Source organism: Bacillus sp. NP247, assembly GCF_018966865.1.
GTDB lineage: Bacteria > Bacillota > Bacilli > Bacillales > Bacillaceae_G > Bacillus_A.
In genome coordinates, this window is record NZ_CP076653.1 from 1719734 (window position 1) to 1738842 (window position 19109).

Sequence of the window (19109 nt, forward strand, 5' to 3'; positions counted from 1 at the left end):
TGTACAACTTAATTAGAAAGGAGTTATTCATGACAGAAGATTCTTTGCATCTAGATAACCAACTTTGTTTTTCTATTTACGCCTGTTCTAGAGAGGTTACACGTTTTTATCGGCCGTATTTAGACGAAATGGGCATTACGTACCCCCAGTACATTACTTTACTCGTACTATGGGAACAAGACGGACTAACAGTAAAAGAAATTGGAGAACGTCTATTTCTAGATTCCGGCACGTTAACACCTATGTTAAAACGGATGGAATCATTAAATTTTGTAAAACGTGTTCGTTCAAAAGAAGATGAGCGAAAAGTTTGTATTGAATTAACAGAACAAGGTAAAGATTTAAAAGAAAAGGCTTGTTCATTACCGACAACAATGGCTGCAAATTTAGGGATTACAGAGCAAGAATATCGTTCTTTACTAATCCAATTAAATAAATTAATTGAAACGATGAAAACAATTAATGATAGAAAAGGGGAATAAACATGGATAAATTATATACTGCTTCAGTAACAGCAACAGGTGGAAGAAACGGGAAAGTAGTTTCAGATGATGGCATATTAAATCTTGATGTGAAAATGCCGAAAGCACTAGGTGGTGCTGGTGGGGAGGCAACAAATCCAGAACAATTATTTGCAGCTGGTTATGCAGCTTGTTTTGACAGTGCATTGCAACTTGTCATTCGTACAAAACGTATGAAAGTGGAAAGTACAGAAGTAACTGCACACGTTTCTATCGGCAAAGATACAGATGGTGGTTTCGGACTATCCGCTGTACTTGACGTACATGTTGCTGGCGTTTCTCACGCTGAAGCACAAGAACTTGTAGAAGCTGCTCACGGTGTATGTCCTTATTCGAAAGCAACAAGAGGTAATATTGAGGTTACGTTAAACGTAAGATAAAAGAATTTAGTAAATAAAAAAAACGCGCGACATTCGTCACGCGTTTTTTGTTTTTGTCATTCTATGAATTGCCTTCCACGCTTCTTCTTTTCCAAGTCCTGTTTCAGAAGAGAATAGAACGATTTCATCGCCAATTTCAACAGCAAGCGTTTCTTTTACAACTTTTAAATGCTTTTGCCATTTCCCTTTCGGAATTTTATCGGCTTTCGTTGCAATAATAATTGTTGGGATTTCATAATGCTTTAAGAAATCATACATCATCACGTCATCTTTTGTTGGTTGGTGACGTAAATCAACTACTAATACAGCTGCGTCTAATTGCGTACGTGTTGTAAAGTAAGTCTCAATCATCTTGCCCCATGCCGCGCGCTCTGTTTTAGATACTTTCGCATATCCATAACCTGGAACGTCAACAAAATGCATCATTTCATTGATTAAGAAAAAGTTCAGCGTTTGCGTTTTTCCTGGTTTAGAAGAAATACGTACTAACTTTTTACGATTTAAAATTTTATTAATAAAGGAAGACTTCCCGACATTAGAACGACCCGCTAATGCAATTTCTGGTAAATCACTGTCTGGATATTGTTCCGGCTTAACGGCACTAATTACAATATCTGCTTTTGTTACTTTCATTGTTTCACTCCTACTAATGCGTGCTCCAATACTTCGTCTAAATGAGATGCAAGCACAAACGTAAGGTTTTCTTTTACGCTCTCTGGAATATCATCTAAATCTTTCTCATTTTCCGCCGGTAAAATAATTTTTGTTAAACCTGCGCGGTGAGCACTTAATGTTTTTTCTTTCAAACCACCAATTGGTAATACACGGCCACGAAGTGTTATTTCACCTGTCATACCAACTTCTTTACTTACAGGAATACCTGTTAGTGCAGAAATAAGTGCCGTTGCCATCGTAATACCTGCTGACGGTCCATCTTTTGGAACTGCTCCTTCTGGAACATGAATATGAATATCGTTTTTCTCATGGAAATCCGGATCAATATGAAGTTCTTCTGCACGAGAACGAATATAACTAAACGCGGCTTGTGCGGATTCTTTCATAACATCCCCAAGTTTCCCTGTTAAAATTAATTTCCCTTTTCCTGGCGCTACAGACACTTCAATTGCAAGTGTATCGCCGCCCGCTGCTGTGTAAGCTAAACCTGTTGCCATACCAACTTGGTCTGTTTTTTCAGCTTGACCATAACGGAATATATGCTTACCAAGTAAATCAACAATATTTTTCTCTGTTACAACAATGCGCTTGCGTTCTGCTGTAACGATAATTTTTGCTGCTTTACGACAAACTTTTGCAATTTGACGCTCTAACGTACGAACACCAGCCTCGCGTGTATAATAACGAATAATTTCAAGAAGCGCTTCATCACGCACTTGCAAATTACCTTTTCGCAAACCGTGCTCTTTTAATTGTTTCGGCAATAAATGCTCACGAGCAATGTGCACCTTTTCAAGTTCTGTATAACCAGCAATCGAAATGATTTCCATACGGTCAAGCAATGGGCCCGGAACACTTGCAAGTGTATTAGCAGTTGCAACGAACATAACTTTCGATAAATCATATGGCTCTTCAATGTAATGATCACTGAAGTTATGGTTTTGTTCTGGATCTAACACTTCAAGTAACGCCGCTGATGGGTCTCCCCTGAAATCGTTGGACATTTTATCAATCTCATCTAATAAGAAGACTGGATTAACTGTTTTCGCCTTTTTCATACCTTGAATAATACGTCCCGGCATCGCTCCTACATATGTACGACGGTGACCACGAATTTCAGATTCATCACGCACACCACCAAGAGAAACACGTACAAAATTACGATTTAACGATGTTGCAATAGAACGTGCTAACGAAGTTTTCCCAACCCCAGGAGGTCCTACTAGACAAAGAATTGGTCCTTTTAATGAATTCGTTAACTTCTGTACAGCTAAATATTCAAGTACTCGCTCTTTCACTTTTTCAAGACCGTAATGATCTTTATTTAAAATTTCTTCCGAATGAGAGAGATCAATCATATCCTCTGTTGCTGTTGTCCATGGGAGAGCTAATAACCAATCAATATAATTACGAATGACACCACTCTCAGCAGAACTTACAGGTAACTTTTCATAACGATCTAACTCTTTCAGTGCAGCCTTCATTGTTTCTTCAGGCATCCCCGACTGTTCAATTTTCTCACGAAGTTCTTCAACTTCCCCACCCTTGCCTTCTTTATCACCAAGTTCAGTTTGAATCGCCTTCATTTGCTCACGTAAGAAATATTCTTTTTGCGTGCGTTCCATTGAACGTTTCACTTTTTGTCCAATTTTCTTTTCTAGGCTAAGTAACTCTTGTTCATCTTGAATAATTGAAATAAGTGTATGTAGTCGTTCTTTCACAGATACAATCTCTAAAATCTCTTGTTTCTGCTTCGTTTTAATCGGTAAGTGAGAAGCAATTAAATCAGCTAGTCTTCCGGGTTCTTCTACATCAGCTACCGTTGCAAATGTTTCATTTGAAACTTTTTTCGAAACTTTAATATATTGTTCGAAATGCTCCAGTAACGTACGCATAAGAGCCTTCTCTTCTAAATCATCTTCTACTTCTTCAGTTACTGTTCTAATAGAAACTTGTACCACATTTTCTTCTTCGATAAACTCTACTACTTCTGCTCTATGTAAACCTTCTACAAGGACACGAAGCGTACCGTTCGGCAATTTTAACATTTGCTTCACTTTCGCCACTGTGCCTACACTATATATGTCATCTTCTTTCGGATCGTCGATATTCATTTCTTTTTGCATTGCTAAAAAGATGATATTTTCATCCATTGCCGCCTGCTCTAGTGCTTGTATCGATTTATCACGTCCTACATCAAGATGCAGAACCATCGTTGGATATACGAGAATGCCTCTTAATGGTAGGAGGGGCACAATTCTTTCATTCGTATTCATACTAGACATAGCACCTCCATAATAAATTAAACTCCTGTTCAACTATTTTATATTACAATACATCTAGATGCAATTGCAGAGATTCTTCGCAATTGTAAATCCCCTGTTTTTTTGTGCCTCACGAAAAGAAAAAAGACTTCGTTTAAGCATACAAACTTAAACGAAGTCTGGCAAATTTTATTATTGTATATTCTCACATTGATTGTGCATCTGTTTCGTCCAAAGCAGTATGTGCATCAAGCTCACGATGCATATTTTCCTGCATAAATGTTAATTCAAATACTTCTTTTAATTTGCGAACAGGAATGATCTCAATTCCCTTTATTGTATACAAAAATGGTTGCATGTTCTCAGCAGGGATGATGACTTTCTTAGCTCCCGCTTTTTTCGCAGCTTTTATTTTTGCGTACACACCACCAATAGGCTTCACTTCCCCGTGGATACTTATCTCACCTGTCATCGCTACTTCATTATTCACATACGTACGATGCACTGCTGAATAGACACCTGTTGCCATAGCAATACCTGCTGAAGGACCATCAATCGGGATACCACCAGGAAAATTAATATGTATATCATACCCTTCTGGCAACACATCTAGAGAACGAAGTACTGTTAAAACATTATCAACAGAACCTTTCGCCATACTTTTCCGGCGGATTGATTTCGTTTGGCTACCAATACTTTCCTCTTCTACAATTCCAGTGACATTTACTGACCCTTTATCTTTCGCAGGAATAGCTGTTACCTCAATTTCTAATAACGCACCTGTATTCGGCCCATATACAGCAAGCCCGTTCACAAGACCGATTCTTGGAATTGGATAAATACGTTTTTCATACTTTGGTGTAAGCTGACTAGAATGAACAACCCACTCAATATCTTCATCTTTAATGAAAGGTCGTTCTTCATTTATCGCCATACCAGCAGAAATTTGCACGAGATTAATTGCTTCTCGTCCATTTCTTGCATACATTCCAATCATTTCGATACCGTTCTCACCTACTTGCATCTCCACTTTGTCAGCTGCATTTTTCGCTACTTTTTGAATTTCTTCTGTATCTAACTCACGGAAGAACACCTCTAAACAACGCGACCTAATTGCAGGAGGAATTTCCTCTGGTGAACGCGTCGTTGCACCAACTAAGCGAAAATCTGCAGGTAAACCTTTTTGGAAAATATCATGTATATACGTTGGAATCATCGAATTTTCTTCACTATAATACGCACTTTCCAAAAACACTTTCCGATCTTCTAACACCTTTAGCATTTTATTCATTTGAATTGGATGTAATTCACCAATCTCATCAATGAACAAAATACCACCATGCGCATCTGTTACAGCCCCTTTTTTCGGTTGCGGGATACCCGCTTGCCCCATTGCACCTGCTCCCTGATAAATTGGATCATGCACTGAACCAATTAATGGATCCGCAATACCACGCTCATCAAACCTAGCTGTCGTTGCATCAAGTTCGATAAATGTTGCATTTGTACGAAATGGAGATTTCGGATTTCGTTTCGCTTCTTCTAAAACAAGGCGTGCCGCCGCTGTCTTTCCGACACCTGGCGGACCGTATATGATCACATGTTGCGGATTAGGACCACAAAGAGCCGCTTTTAACGACTTAATCCCGTCTTCCTGCCCTACAATGTCTATAAAGGATGTAGGACGTACCTTTTCCGCAAGTGGCTCCGTTAAAGAAACCTCACGCATTTTACGAAGCTGCTCTAATTCTTTTTTCGATTCTCGATCAATTGAAACTTTTTGTGTTCGTTGATTTCGAAGTAAATGCCAAAAATACAATCCGACAATTACGCCAAAAACAAGTTGAACAAGTAAAAATATATTTGTCCAGCTCATAATTCATTTCCTCCCGCTATGTTTTATCTTTTAGTATTTCCTGGGAGGAATAGTGCTAAACATAAAGAAAAACAGCAATTATAAAAATTGCTGTTTCTTCTTCGCATTATGCAGATGTTTTTGTATCAAGTACAGTACCGTCTTGTAACACCAATTTCGGCGGTTCATTATCAGCTACTGTTTCTTTCGTAAGAATACACTTCTCGATATCTTTGCGAGATGGAAGTTCGAACATTACATCAAGCATCAAGCCTTCAATAATAGAACGAAGTCCACGAGCACCTGTTTTACGTTCAATTGCTTTTTTCGCAATCTCAACTAGTGCACCTTCTTCAAACTCTAACTCAACATCGTCAAGCTCCAATAGCTTTTGGAACTGCTTAACAAGTGCATTTTTCGGTTTAGTTAAAATATCTACAAGAGCATCTTCATCAAGCGGCTCTAGGTTCGCAATAACTGGAAGACGACCGATAAACTCCGGAATTAAACCGAATCTTAAAAGATCCTCTGGTAAAACGTGAGATAAAACATGCTTCTCATTTACATCAGCATTTTTCTTCTCAGCACCAAATCCAATTACTTTCTCACCAAGGCGACGTTTAATAATAGGTTCGATGCCATCAAACGCTCCACCACAAATGAATAGGATGTTCGTTGTATCAATTTGAATAAACTCTTGATGCGGGTGCTTACGACCACCTTGAGGTGGAACGCTTGCTACAGTACCTTCTAAAATTTTCAGAAGTGCCTGCTGTACGCCTTCACCAGATACATCACGTGTAATTGATGGATTTTCGGACTTACGTGCCACTTTATCAATCTCATCAATATAAATGATTCCTTTTTCCGCTTTCTCTACATCATAATCAGCTGCTTGGATTAATTTTAGTAAGATGTTTTCTACATCTTCCCCTACATATCCAGCTTCTGTTAAAGATGTTGCGTCCGCGATCGCAAATGGAACATTTAAAATACGCGCTAATGTTTGCGCCAATAATGTTTTACCACTACCAGTTGGCCCAATAAGTGAAATATTACTCTTCGCCAATTCTACATCATCAATTTTGCTGTTAGAATTAATGCGTTTGTAATGGTTATATACCGCTACCGCTAGTGCTTTTTTCGCGTTATCTTGCCCGATGACATACTCATCTAAGATTTCACGAATTTCTACCGGTTTCGGTACATCTTTGAATTCTACTTCTTCGTCCTTCGCAAGCTCCTCTTGTACAATTTCAGTACAAAGCTCGATACACTCGTCACAAATGTAAACACCTGGACCTGCAACTAACTTTCGAACTTGCGTTTGTGTTTTACCACAGAAAGAACATTTTAATTGACCTTTTTCATCATTAAATTTAAACATATTTTCACACCCCTTACAAAGTGCTAATCTCTTGCCTTCGTATGTACACGATAAATGTATCGTATGTAAATACATATTATGTCACTACGTGGCGAGAAATACAAATAATATGACTAGTTATGTACAAATAAAAAATTTTTAAAACTTTTGAAATATGTATATTCGACTTACAAAGGAACTTTTCCTTCTTCATCGAAAAGTTTTATAAATATATTTCTATATTTATAAAACAAGGCACGATTAAAATCGCGCCTTGTTATTTTATTATGCAGCGTTGTCTACTAAGAAGTCTACAGCTTTACGCACTTTAAGATCTTCAGATAAAGCGTCTACGCTTCCAAGAGCTTGCTTGATAGCGTCTACTGGCATACCGTACATTTCAGCCATTTTTTCAACTTCTGCAGTTACTTCTTCTTCAGTAACTTCGATGTTTTCAGCTTCAATGATAGCTTCAAGAACAAGATTGATTCTTACACGTTTTTGTGCATCCTCTTTCATTTGCTCTTTTAATTTGTCAGCGTCAGTACCTGTGAATTGGTAGTAAAGCTCAAGGTTCATACCTTGTTGGCTTAAACGTTGCTCGAATTCACGAACCATACGATCTAACTCAGTGTCGATCATAGCTTCTGGAATGTCGATTTCAGCGTTAGCAGCAGCTAATTCTACTACTTCGTCACGTACTTTGTGCTCAGCTTCGTGCTTTTTGCCTTCTTCTAAGTTTGTACGAAGTTTTGTTTTTAATTCATCAAGAGTTGTAACTTCTTCGTCAGCATCTTTAGCGAACTCGTCGTTTAACTCAGGAAGTTCTTTTGTTTTGATTTCGTGAATTGTTACTTTGAATGTTGCTGGTTTACCAGCTAATTCAGCAGCATGGTACTCTTCTGGGAATGATACTTCAACTTCTTTAGAATCACCAGATTTAAGACCAATTACTTGCTCTTCGAAACCTGGGATGAAAGTACCAGAACCGATTGCAAGAGAATAGTTTTCGCCTTTTCCGCCTTCAAATGCTTCGCCATCAACGAAACCTTCGAAGTCGATTACAGCTGTATCACCATCTGCAACAGTTCCTTCTTCTTTAACAACTAGTTCAGCTTGACGCTCTTGTAAAGCTTTTACTTCGTTCTCTACATCCTCGTCAGTTACAGTTGTTTCAACTTTTTCTACTGCTAAACCTTTGTAATCACCTAATTTAACTTCAGGTTTTACAGTAACTTTTGCAGTGAAAATTAAGTTTTGGCCTTTTTCGAATTTCTCGATGTCAATCTCAGGATGAGCAACTGGGAAGATACCAGCTTCATCGATTGCTTCACCGTATGCTTTTGGTAAGATGATATCTAAAGCATCTTGGTATAAAGATTCAATACCAAAGCGTTGTTCGAATAATGGACGAGGCATTTTTCCTTTACGGAAACCTGGTACATTAATTGTTTTTACTACTTTTTTGAATGCAGCGTCGATAGAGTTATTTACTTCTTTAGCATCAACTTCGATTGTTAAAACGCCAACGTTACCTTCTAATTTTTCCCATTTTGTAGACATTTATTCTTTCCCTCCAACTATAATAATGTATGCACATACCTCTATAGATTAAGATTTTTATTATCTCTTTCTTGAAATAACAAATGTACAAATAACCCTCTAGCAAAAGCTTTCAGATACAATGTTCCAATCTACTAATTGTCTAAAAGACAACTACGGTATATTTTGTTCGAGACTAATATGAAACATATTAAGTAAGAGAATTATACTCCTCTTCTCTTACAAACAGGCAGATTCCTGCCTTTTGCAACCCTTACATTATAACATAGAATGTGCTCGTTTCAATAACTGAACGATTCTTTTTCATAATTATACGGGCAAATACCCTTCTCTTTCAATGCGCAGTAACCATTGATAGGCAATATGAAATTCCTCAAACTCAATATTGTATGCTGTCATAAGTTCTTCTTCATCAATAGCCAATCCGAAACGCTTTCTTCCAATTCTCTCTAAGACGGCAGCCCAAATTTCTACTTTATCCATTAATAGAGGGAATGGGAAAATGCTAATTTGTAATTCTTTCCAGTATGTAACCATCGCACTAAATATATCTGGATAATTTTGCTCTAATCGGTTTGAGAATTTATGTATAATTTTATCGGATTGCTCCTCATTATGACCTGTAAATGCTGGAATCACCTTTATCGTATTTCCAAACTTCTCTACTTCTATCTCTTCTTCTATTTGATTTTCTACCATTTTATACAAAATAGAAGTTTTTAAATACGGGTGCTGATCTTCGTCTATTAAAAATTTCTTTAAAGTAGGAAGTGCGAGATCCAAGTCTTTTAACGAAAGTTTCTGGATCACTCTTAGCTTTTGACCAAAGTTTTCTCCATAAAGATCATTGGTAAATTCTTCTAATTCAAAATTCGAATCCACTAGCGGTATATCTTCTTCATTCAGCATCCCTTGCGCAAACAAAGCAAGCTGCGCCAATTTTTCCCTTTGCTCAGGAATTATATCTTTCGTTTGCAAAACTTCCTCAACAGTTTCGATGACACCTTCATAATCATTTGTTTGAACTAAAATAGTTACATACGTTTCAAGAATATCACCAAATAGTACAGCCCCTGTTTCAAGCAACTGCTCACATTTTTCTTTCGCTTCTTCCATACGTTTTAATTCTAGCAAACAAATAACGGAAGCTAATTCTGTTTGCTCCGTTTCTGCATTATACTGACGTAATATTTCAAAGCAGCGCAATGCATCTTCGAATTCCCGCTCTTTCAACGCTAAAAAACCTTTATCAATATAGCGTTCTGATAGTTGCGGAAACAATACGACCGTATTTTCTTTTTTATCCATACGTCCGCCTCTTTTTCTAGATTTTAATGATCTTCAAAGTAAATATATCAAATGCGTAATGAGAACACAACATTCCGAAATTATTTATTTGAAATATAGGAATATTCTATTTTTATAACAAAAAAGCAACAACTTTTAAATGAAATTCATTTTTCACAAACAAAAACCCTCAGCAACAGACGCAGAGGATTCATCATTAATGGAAAGCTTTTATAATTGTGGGGTATATAACAAGGGTAATAATTTGGAGAACAATAATTGCCATAACAATCATGCTAAAATAGAAGATTGGTTTACTTCGCTTCATTAAAAACATAATAATAAGCATCGTACAAGCAAACAAGCTTAAAAAGAACAGACTTGTTGTCGAGCTAAGTATACCACTTGGGACAAAGAACAATAAAACTACACTACAAGTACCTATAATTCCAAATAACCATTCCATTCATTCACTCATTCCCTTTCCCTCTCATGGCGGTTTTTTCTACGCTACTAAATGTTTTACAACATCAATTACATATGTCAACTTTTCATACGCTACAAACCCAAAAGCTACTGTTAAACCCGTTACGATTAATCCTTTCATCATCTCTTCCTCCTCATTTATCGTTGTTATCTTCATTATATAAGATTAGTAATTTGTTACCATCGAACTTCCTTACACTTACCTTACAGAATTGTAAGATTTCAAAAATAAGTTTAAAATCATGTTAATATATTTTTGTACAATTAAGAATTTAATTTATAAGGGGGATTATATATGTTCAAAAAAATGGCTGCTGATGTTTTAGGATTAAGCGATGTAGGTTCCGTTATCACACCGAAAGATTATGATAAGGTTGATGCTGATGATTACGTAATGCATGAAGACGGGGAGAAAATTTATTTTCTAATTAAATCAAAATCAGATGAATATTGTTTCACAAACAAAGGATTAATCCACCTAGATGGTACAAGCGCGACAAGCAAAAAACGTACACTACGCCGCTTTAGTTATAGTAAGTATCAAATTAAAAACGTAGCACTTGAAACTGCAGGTACAATTGATTTAGATGTAGAAATTAAGTTTCAAATGGGAGATGAGTATTACTCAATTGATGTTCACAAAAAACATATTGAAGAATTAAAAGATTTATATAAGGCTCTTCTTAAAATCGAAGAAATTTCATACGACAACGATATTACATTGCAGTATGCGCATAAAAGTTTAGATATGGCATCTAACGCTTTCAGCCGTATTTCAAACGCACAAGTAAATTTAGCAGAGCAATTTAAAGAGATGAACGAGATTGCCTTTAACTGGCTCGTTGATACGAAAAAGCAATATAATGTGAAAGATTATGGTTTTGTCTTTGACAAGTTTATTAATAACTAATTTAAACAAACAAAAAACCTTGTTATCAAAAGATAACAAGGTTTTCTTAGCGTCCCAGGAGAGATTCGAACTCCCGACCGTACGCTTAGAAGGCGTATGCTCTATCCGGCTGAGCTACTGGGACATGGAGCGGGTGAAGAGAATCGAACTCTCGACCAGAGCTTGGAAGGCTCTTGTTTTACCACTAAACTACACCCGCATATGTTATTTTATTTTTCTTCGTTAGCGCCGTTGCCCTATCGACAATATTTATTATATTCATAACTACTTATAAAGTCAACACTTTTTTAAAAGAGGATAATTTTTCTTATCCTCTTTTAAAAATTGCTTGTTCCACCAGCTGTCCGTCTAATGTTTCAAAACGAACTTCTATATGATTTTCATCCATTTCTAATAAAGCGAATGTTTTTTCCACACGAGAGCGTGGGAGCAAAATACTTCCTGGATTAATAAATAAAATCCCATCAATTAATTCTGCCCCTAATACATGAGAATGTCCAAAGCATGCTACTTGCGCTCCTACTTCTTCTGCATGATACGCTAACGTTTGTAATGTCATTTTCACATTATGACGATGACCGTGTACAACTAAGAAACGAATTCCATCTACATCAGTTACAATTTCATCTTGAAAGTTAGCATAATCACAATTCCCTTTTACAACATGGAAACCTTGCAGCTCTTCGTGAGCAGGCGTTAGCTCTGAATCACCACAATGAATCATGACATCTACTTTCCCTTCGTAATTCTCTTTTAACTGCTGTAATTCCTTCACAGAGCTATGACTATCGCTTACGATTAAAGCTTTCATCAATCTCTCTCCCTTATTCTTCTAAAAACCATTCTGGGATTTTTTCTTCTAATTTACGAAGAGCACGCCCGCGGTGACTAATCGCATTTTTCTCATCTGAGCTTAGCTCCGCCATCGCTTTTTTATATTCTTCTACATAAAAAATCGGATCGTATCCAAAACCATTTTCCCCGCGGCGCTGTTCTAAGATTTTTCCTTCGCACGTTCCGTTTACAATAACCGGCTCTTTATCAGCTTCAGGGAAAGCAACTGCTAGCGCACAGTAAAAACGAGCTGTACGTTTTTCTAAATCGATGTCAGTTAACCCTTGTAAAACTTTATCGATATTCGCTTGATCATCTTTCGGTTCTCCAGCAAAACGAGCTGAATATACACCTGGTTTCCCGTTTAAGGCATCTACAATAAGACCAGAGTCATCCGCAATTACGATGGAATTCAATTGCCTACTAAGACTGTCCGCTTTTAAAATTGCGTTTTCTTCAAATGTTTCACCAGTTTCTTCGACTTCTTCAATATGAGGAAAATCGTGTAAAGATTTCACTTCTAAGTCAAATCTCTCAAATAACTCAGCAAACTCACGCACTTTCCCCACGTTTTTCGTCGCTACAACAACTTGCTTCATATTTTCCACCTCTACTCTATATGAGATACGATGTCACCTAACGCTTCTTTTTGCTTTTCAACAAGTTGGAAAATCCCTTGTTCAGCAGCATCAAGTAATTCATTTAATTCAGCTCTGCTAAACGTCGCTTCCTCTCCAGTTCCTTGTACTTCAACAAACTGACCTTTTCCAGTCATAATAACGTTCATATCAACGTCTGCTTTAGAATCTTCAGCATAATTTAAATCTAAAACGACACCTTGTTCTTCAACAATGCCCACTGACGTTGCCGCTAAATAATCTTTCACCGGAATTTTAGATACTTTGTCTACTTGCAATAATTTTTCAAAAGCTAATACCATCGCTACATAAGCACCTGTAATAGAAGCTGTTCTCGTTCCGCCATCCGCTTGAATTACATCACAGTCAATCCAAACCGTTCTTTCGCCAAGCGCTTCTAAATCAACAACCGCACGTAATGCTCGTCCAATTAAACGCTGGATTTCCATTGTGCGCCCTGTTACTTTCCCTTTACTTGACTCCCTGATTGTACGTTGCTCTGTCGCACGCGGAATCATTGAGTATTCTGCTGTTACCCAGCCTTTTCCTTCTCCGCGCATAAACGGCGGTACACGCTCTTCAATTGTCGCTGAACAAATTACCTTTGTATCCCCAACTTCAATTAGTACTGATCCCTCTGGATGTTTTAAATAATTTGTATGAATATGTATATGGCGTAGCTCTGCTTTTCCTCTACCATCTACTCGCATAAAAATAACCCCCTCATAAATACTCTCATTAGTATAGCCAAATTTAAATGTACGATATGTATAACAATAAAAGAAGGGGAACTCAAAAAGCAATTCCCCTTTCTTACATAAGTATATCAAATTATTCGCGATTAAAAACTACCTGTATTCACGTTTTGTGGACGATCAACAGGTTTTATTAACTTTTCACCTTTCTCATCCATAAGATTTGCTTTCCCATTCACTTCAATAGAAACATTTTTCACACCTTGTTTTTCCGTTAAAGATAAGACTAACGATTTCAACACATAATTTGAAATCATATTTTTGTCTGGGTTCACAAATATATTTTCATTAAAGTTTAATGTAATATTTCCGTCCTGCACTTTCGGATTCGTAATAAGCTTAGCTCCTGGATTAAAATCATTTAGTAGCGATCCTTGAATCGGACCTTTTACAAGCTCATCCACAATGGCCGCATAATCATTTTCTTTTCCTTCTGCAACGCGTCTTGTTACCGGTACGTAATATTGCTGCTTATTATTATTTTGCGCCATAAAATAAAGTGTAACCGGTTTTGTATGCGTCACATCTGCTACTTGTTCATCATCAAAGTTAATTCCATTCGCACGACTTATCCCTTCACCAAGCGGTGTACCCGCAACAGGCATCTTCGCTAACTTTTCACCATTTATTTGGAACTGCACTTGTTTTATTTCTGTAAATTGAGTCAAAGTCCACGCTACTGATTCAACAATTTGACGCTCTTCTTCTTTTGAATAATTTTTCATTTCTTTAGAGAAATCAATTACTGCTGTCCCGCCTTTTTTCAAATTCAAGGTCATCGTCGTATTCGCTGGAAGGACTGCTCGAAATCCATTTGGCAATAAATTTGTGACTGGTCCATCTTTCACAAGATACTCTAACGTTTGCTGTACAACTTCATTCGCTTTCGGAGTAGGCATTGCAATAGTTTGCGGTACGACATATCCATTTTTATCAACGAGGTATAACTCTCTATTTACTGTTTGCCCTTGTTTATCTTTTTTAGCAGTTTCTTTCTTTTCACCTTCTGTATACGTAACTTTTTTTGGCGGATCAATTTGTTCTGTCGCTTTCTCTTGATTTAACAAGCCACACCCTGATAATAAAATCGCACTCACAGTAGCACCAACAACCCATTTAAAAGTGGATTTAGGCATGCCATTCCCCCCTAAAATCTAAGTTTGTACTATTATGTATACGAGCTGTTTCATATTTTAGAACAAGCTATAGCCACTTACACAGAAAAAAACCCTGATTTCTCAGGAGTTCTCTTATATGAATCTACTATTATTCTGTATCTAAATTAATATGCTTCACATTTTCAATCGGCTGACCGAACCACTTTGATGCAATTTCTTTAAACAGACCTATTTTACCAGTCGTTAAAAAGAGGTGATCACTTTGTTCTTCTCCCTCATTTAACATCTTACTATGGTATAAAATCGTGCTTACCTCACGCGCTGTTTCATCACCCGAACTAATTAATTGCACTTGATTCCCCATTACCTTTTTAATAACAGGACCTAAAATCGGATAATGTGTACACCCTAGAATAAGCGTATCAATGTCAGTACTTTTCAGCGGTTGCAATGTTTCTCTTACAACTTCATATGCCATTTCACTTTCGAAATTCCCACTCTCTACAAGCTCAACGAAAGGTGGGCACGCTAAACTTTCTACCATAACACGGTTATTAATAGACTTTAGCGCCTCTTCATAGGCACCACTTTTTACTGTTCCAATCGTTCCAATAATCCCAACATGGTACGTATTTGTCACTTTTAAAGCTGTACGTGATCCTGGATGAATAACTCCAACTACTGGAATTGGTAATTGTTTCTGCATTTCTTCTAATACAACCGCCGTTGCTGTATTACACGCAATAACTAACATTTTGATATTTAAATCTAATAAATGCTCCGTCATTTCCCACGTAAATTGACGCACTTCTTCACGAGAACGCGGACCATAAGGGCAACGTGCTGTATCTCCTAAATATATAATACGCTCTTTCGGCAACTGACGAATTAATTCCTTCGCTACTGTTAAACCGCCCACTCCTGAATCAATAACACCGATCGCTCTATTCAACTTAATCACCCGTTTTCTCATTCATCATCTTATTTTATCATTATATTTTACACACTTTAAGTTCGCTAACTTAAAATGCCCCTGTATAAAATTTTTCATTTGTACCTATATAGATCAGGACCTTTTTTATTTTGCTCCTTTTTTTTATAATTTGCAAGACAGAAAACAACCGACCTTCTATATGAAAGTCGGTTTCTTCTATATAAAATACTCATTCAAAACAAAACTCCCGCTACCTTTATTAATAGCGGGAGTTTTATTTCTATATTTTATTTATCGCGTTCTTTATAGCCTTACCTATTTATGTATGAAACATCCTTATCATTCATATAGAGCATGAAACAAACAGAAAAATAGCCGACTCTTTGTATAAAAGTCGGCTGCTTTCTTATAGTTCGAGCTCTCCCATGCGAAGAAGCTCAACAACTGCTTGTGAACGTCCTTTAACCCCTAGCTTTTGCATTGCGTTTGAGATGTGGTTGCGAACTGTCTTTTCACTTATAAAAAGTTCACCTGCAATTTCCTTCGTTGTTTTATCTTGAACGAGTAATTCAAATACTTCTCTTTCTCTCTTTGTGAGTAAAGGTTTAGATTGATACGCTTTTTCCTTCAACTGGTATAACCCTCCTTGCTTAAGCCAGAGCCGTGTATGTGTAAGTTGGGTGTTTATTTAGTCAAGATATTGTATGAACGAAATGTGCAGGTGGTGAATGAAAATGGGCTTTATTTCCTATGTTATTTTAGACTTTTATACAGTGCGGACACTCTTTTTATCCACTTACTTTCGAATGCACCATATTTGTTCTAGTAATATACTTACAACCGTACCTACAAATAAACCATTCCCGAATATATATTGCATAACGGACGGCAACGATTGGAGTGCTCCAGACGGTAAAAACATAACGCCACTGCCAAATAATACTGCAACGCCTAAAATCGTTACATTCCTTTCGCTCATCGGCACTTGTTTTATATTATGAAACCCGATTCCAATTAACTGTACGAACGAAGCCATTAAAACTGCAGATGCAACAGCGGATGGTAACGATGCTAAGTAACGAATAATACTTGGAAAAAGAGACATTACGACTAGTAACGCACATGCCATTAAGAACGATCGTATATATTTTTGTTTTGTTAAGCGTATAAATCCTGCCGTTGCTGGTAACGGCACGACACCTACAGTTGAAAATACAGAGGAAATGATATGCGAAATCCCTCCAACCCACGTACCATCCTTCAACTGTTTTTGTTCAATAGTCGCTTTATGAATCGTAGCTTGATTAATCGCTATAATAGCTGCCACTGTATTTGAAACTAAAATACATACCATAACTAAACTTGATACTGCCATGCCTGTATTCCATTTTGGAAGTCCCCAAGCAAATATATGTGGAAGTTGCACAAAATGAGTTACTTGAGATGGAATCGTCACTTTCCCTGCAATTAGGAAAATAATCCACCCACTAACTAATCCTATTAAAACTGCATAACTTTTGACAAAACCTTTTCCAAAATTAGATAGTATAATAACGAACAGAAATATACTAAACGCGGTTATTGCTGTAAATCCATCAATTTGAGAAATAGTAGCTGTAATTCCTAGCATTCCTTTTAAAAATACACCGCTTAATTGTAAACATAATAAAAGTAAAAATGTCCCTGTCACAACAGGCGTAAATAAAAATAAAATACGTCCTATAAAGCCAGTTACTCCTAATCCTATTAAAATAACACCGGAAATGATCATTCCTAATTCCAAAATTTGCAGTGTACTATGTAATTGATCCTGCCCGACAGTTGCATAAGCAAGTACGGTAAATACACCAACCCAAGATCCAGCTGGCCCATCCGCAATTGGTAGTCTATGTCCAAGCCATCCTTGTAAAAAAGAAGATATACCAACCACAAAAAACGTACGCTGCATTAAATAAAATATTTCTTCCGTCGTAAGATGAAATAACCCACCAACAACAATTGGTAGTGCGATTGAATTCGCTAATAAAAATATAAACCATTGCAAAGTTCCCATAATATGATTTTGATTATGTTGATTGTCCAAATTTTTCATCCCTTCTAGCTTTCCTATACGAAATATATTGTAAGAATAAAAAAGAAGAGTTCTATATTCTCAATTAGAACCCTCCTCAAATTATTTAAACGATTCTTCTACACAAGATTATTTAATTCCACCTCATTTAAACTTCCAACAACAATATTCCCTTTATACACGACTAAACGCTTTTCTGTTTGACGCGCTACCGCTTCAGCAGTACATGTTGCATTCGTTAAAACAAAACTTGCCTCATCTCCTACATTTGGCCATACTCGTTTTCCTGCTTTATTTAACGTTTCTTTTCCTCCTGTAATAAAGCGAAGAGCTTTCCCTAAAGATCTTTCATCACTCCAACCAAATCGTTCCGCCAGTCGATTTGCTTTTTGCAGCATATCTCCCGTTCCGAAAGGAGACCAGTGATCTGTAATACTATCATTGCCTAATGAAACTTTAACTCCTTTTCGATCTAATAACGGAATTGGGATTACTTGTTTACCGATTGGAACGGTTGAAGTAATATCAATACTTAAAGCCGCTAGTCTTTCTGCCACTTCTTCAGCTTCTTTATCAGTAACACCACCAAGTCCAAGCGCATGACTAATTGTTACACGCCCTTGCCACCCTGCTTCTTCTGTTAAACTCGCCAACCTCTTCATCGTAAACGTTCCCAGATTATTCGCATCATGCAAATGAATATCAACATCTGCATTAAATTCTACTGCGATATCCATAATTGTATGTAATGATTTTTCGATATCATTATCCACTGTAGCTGGATCCACTCCACCGACTAGATTCGCACCCATACGCATCGCATCTTTCACAAGTTGTACAGAATTACTGCGTAATAATCCATGTTGCGGAAAAGCAACGATTCTACCAGACATCCGATTTTTATATGTTTCTAATGCAGCTAACGTCGCCTCCAAATTATTAAGTCCAATAATTGGATCAACATTACAATGCGTTCTAATATTCGTTGCACCATTTCGAAGTAGTAACTCTAGCATATTTTCCGCCCTGTCTTGAGCAGTTGCTAATTGCTTTGGCAAAATCTTCTCTTCCTCATTAAAACGTGTAAAAATACTTTCTGCTGGCATACAAGCTTTCCATGGCCCACTATAATACGTTTTATCAATATGAATGTGCATCTCTTCGAAAGAAGGCAAAATTAATAAGCGATTGGCATCAAGAGTTACTATCCCTTCCTCTTGAACAATCCCTTCTATAATTTTTTTAATTCTTCCATCTTCAATGAGTAAACTACATAATTCTGTTTCTGTTCGTGAAATTTCCCCTTCTTCATATGCATACCTTGATTCAACCATTACATTAGTCAACCAATATACTGTCATCTCTATTTCCCCACCCTTTATTAAAAATCACCTCATACCTCTTACTATAATTTTAATATCAGCTGAAAATTAAGACAATTAATATGATCGT

18 protein-coding genes and 2 tRNA genes are annotated in these 19109 nt (G+C 36.9%); 3 read left to right on the forward strand and 17 right to left on the reverse strand.

Annotation, left to right across the window (positions count from 1 at the left end):
* Nucleotides 1-29 precede the first annotated feature (29 nt).
* Both KPL75_RS09050 and KPL75_RS09055 read left to right on the forward strand, forming a co-directional pair.
* Nucleotides 30-482 carry a MarR family winged helix-turn-helix transcriptional regulator gene (locus KPL75_RS09050; RefSeq protein WP_219920413.1) on the forward strand — a complete coding sequence of 151 codons (453 nt, stop codon included), beginning with the start codon at nt 30-32 and terminating at the stop codon, nt 480-482.
* A 2-nt stretch (nt 483-484) separates the two neighbouring features.
* Nucleotides 485-901: an organic hydroperoxide resistance protein gene (locus tag KPL75_RS09055; protein ID WP_002015349.1), complete on the forward strand. Its 417-nt coding sequence runs from the start codon at nt 485-487 to the stop codon at nt 899-901.
* Between the two features lie 36 nt (nt 902-937).
* Here KPL75_RS09055 and ysxC read toward each other — a convergent pair whose 3' ends face one another.
* From ysxC to KPL75_RS09090, 7 genes are all read right to left on the reverse strand, one after another.
* Nucleotides 938-1534 (reverse strand): ribosome biogenesis GTP-binding protein YsxC, encoded by a 597-nt coding sequence (gene ysxC, locus KPL75_RS09060; RefSeq protein ID WP_219920414.1) that lies wholly within the window; start codon nt 1532-1534, stop codon nt 938-940.
* Nucleotides 1531-3861 (reverse strand): endopeptidase La, encoded by a 2331-nt coding sequence (gene lon, locus KPL75_RS09065; RefSeq protein WP_219920415.1) that lies wholly within the window; start codon nt 3859-3861, stop codon nt 1531-1533. The genes ysxC and lon overlap by 4 nt, the downstream gene beginning before the upstream one ends.
* Nucleotides 3862-4045: 184 nt before the next feature.
* Nucleotides 4046-5716, reverse strand: coding sequence for an ATP-dependent protease LonB (gene lonB / locus KPL75_RS09070; RefSeq protein WP_199675092.1), 1671 nt, complete (start codon nt 5714-5716; stop codon nt 4046-4048).
* Nucleotides 5717-5822: 106 nt separating this feature from the next.
* The gene (clpX, locus tag KPL75_RS09075; RefSeq protein WP_000472285.1) at nt 5823-7082 is read right to left on the reverse strand and encodes an ATP-dependent protease ATP-binding subunit ClpX; all 1260 of its coding nucleotides are present in this window, start codon (nt 7080-7082) and stop codon (nt 5823-5825) included.
* Nucleotides 7083-7346: 264 nt separating this feature from the next.
* Entirely contained in the window at nt 7347-8624 is a 1278-nt protein-coding gene (tig, locus tag KPL75_RS09080) for a trigger factor (RefSeq protein ID WP_219920416.1), read from the reverse strand.
* A gap of 309 nt (nt 8625-8933) precedes the next feature.
* Complete coding sequence (locus KPL75_RS09085; protein WP_219920417.1) at nt 8934-9932, reverse strand: hypothetical protein; 999 nt, start codon at nt 9930-9932, stop codon at nt 8934-8936.
* Between the two features lie 196 nt (nt 9933-10128).
* Nucleotides 10129-10377 carry a hypothetical protein gene (locus KPL75_RS09090; RefSeq protein WP_001983650.1) on the reverse strand — a complete coding sequence of 83 codons (249 nt, stop codon included), beginning with the start codon at nt 10375-10377 and terminating at the stop codon, nt 10129-10131.
* Between the two features lie 315 nt (nt 10378-10692).
* On the opposite strand from KPL75_RS09090, the gene KPL75_RS09095 reads away from it, so the two are divergent.
* Nucleotides 10693-11307: a PH domain-containing protein gene (locus KPL75_RS09095; RefSeq protein WP_219920418.1), complete on the forward strand. Its 615-nt coding sequence runs from the start codon at nt 10693-10695 to the stop codon at nt 11305-11307.
* A gap of 50 nt (nt 11308-11357) precedes the next feature.
* Here KPL75_RS09095 and KPL75_RS09100 read toward each other — a convergent pair.
* The 10 genes from KPL75_RS09100 to KPL75_RS09145 all read right to left on the reverse strand — a co-directional run bounded on the left by KPL75_RS09100 (nt 11358) and on the right by KPL75_RS09145 (nt 19018).
* A tRNA-Arg gene (locus KPL75_RS09100) sits at nt 11358-11431 on the reverse strand.
* A gap of 1 nt (nt 11432) precedes the next feature.
* Nucleotides 11433-11506 (reverse strand) — tRNA-Gly (locus tag KPL75_RS09105).
* Between the two features lie 108 nt (nt 11507-11614).
* The gene (locus KPL75_RS09110) at nt 11615-12118 is read right to left on the reverse strand and encodes a metallophosphoesterase (RefSeq protein ID WP_070145014.1); all 504 of its coding nucleotides are present in this window, start codon (nt 12116-12118) and stop codon (nt 11615-11617) included.
* Nucleotides 12119-12131: 13 nt separating this feature from the next.
* A complete protein-coding gene (locus KPL75_RS09115) occupies nt 12132-12740 on the reverse strand; it encodes an XTP/dITP diphosphatase (RefSeq protein ID WP_219920419.1) in 609 nt (202 codons plus the stop codon).
* Nucleotides 12741-12751: 11 nt separating this feature from the next.
* Nucleotides 12752-13489, reverse strand: a complete 738-nt coding sequence (gene rph / locus KPL75_RS09120) for a ribonuclease PH (protein WP_219920420.1) — start codon at nt 13487-13489, stop codon at nt 12752-12754.
* A gap of 131 nt (nt 13490-13620) precedes the next feature.
* Nucleotides 13621-14670 carry a GerMN domain-containing protein gene (locus KPL75_RS09125; RefSeq protein ID WP_219920421.1) on the reverse strand — a complete coding sequence of 350 codons (1050 nt, stop codon included), beginning with the start codon at nt 14668-14670 and terminating at the stop codon, nt 13621-13623.
* A gap of 130 nt (nt 14671-14800) precedes the next feature.
* Nucleotides 14801-15613, reverse strand: a complete 813-nt coding sequence (gene racE / locus KPL75_RS09130; RefSeq protein ID WP_375141019.1) for a glutamate racemase — start codon at nt 15611-15613, stop codon at nt 14801-14803.
* Nucleotides 15614-15992: 379 nt separating this feature from the next.
* Nucleotides 15993-16217, reverse strand: coding sequence for a spore germination transcription factor GerE (gene gerE, locus KPL75_RS09135; RefSeq protein WP_000659484.1), 225 nt, complete (start codon nt 16215-16217; stop codon nt 15993-15995).
* Between the two features lie 165 nt (nt 16218-16382).
* Nucleotides 16383-17678, reverse strand: a complete 1296-nt coding sequence (locus KPL75_RS09140) for a purine/pyrimidine permease (protein WP_219920422.1) — start codon at nt 17676-17678, stop codon at nt 16383-16385.
* Nucleotides 17679-17776: 98 nt separating this feature from the next.
* Nucleotides 17777-19018 carry an amidohydrolase family protein gene (locus KPL75_RS09145; RefSeq protein ID WP_219920423.1) on the reverse strand — a complete coding sequence of 414 codons (1242 nt, stop codon included), beginning with the start codon at nt 19016-19018 and terminating at the stop codon, nt 17777-17779.
* Nucleotides 19019-19109 lie beyond the last annotated feature (91 nt).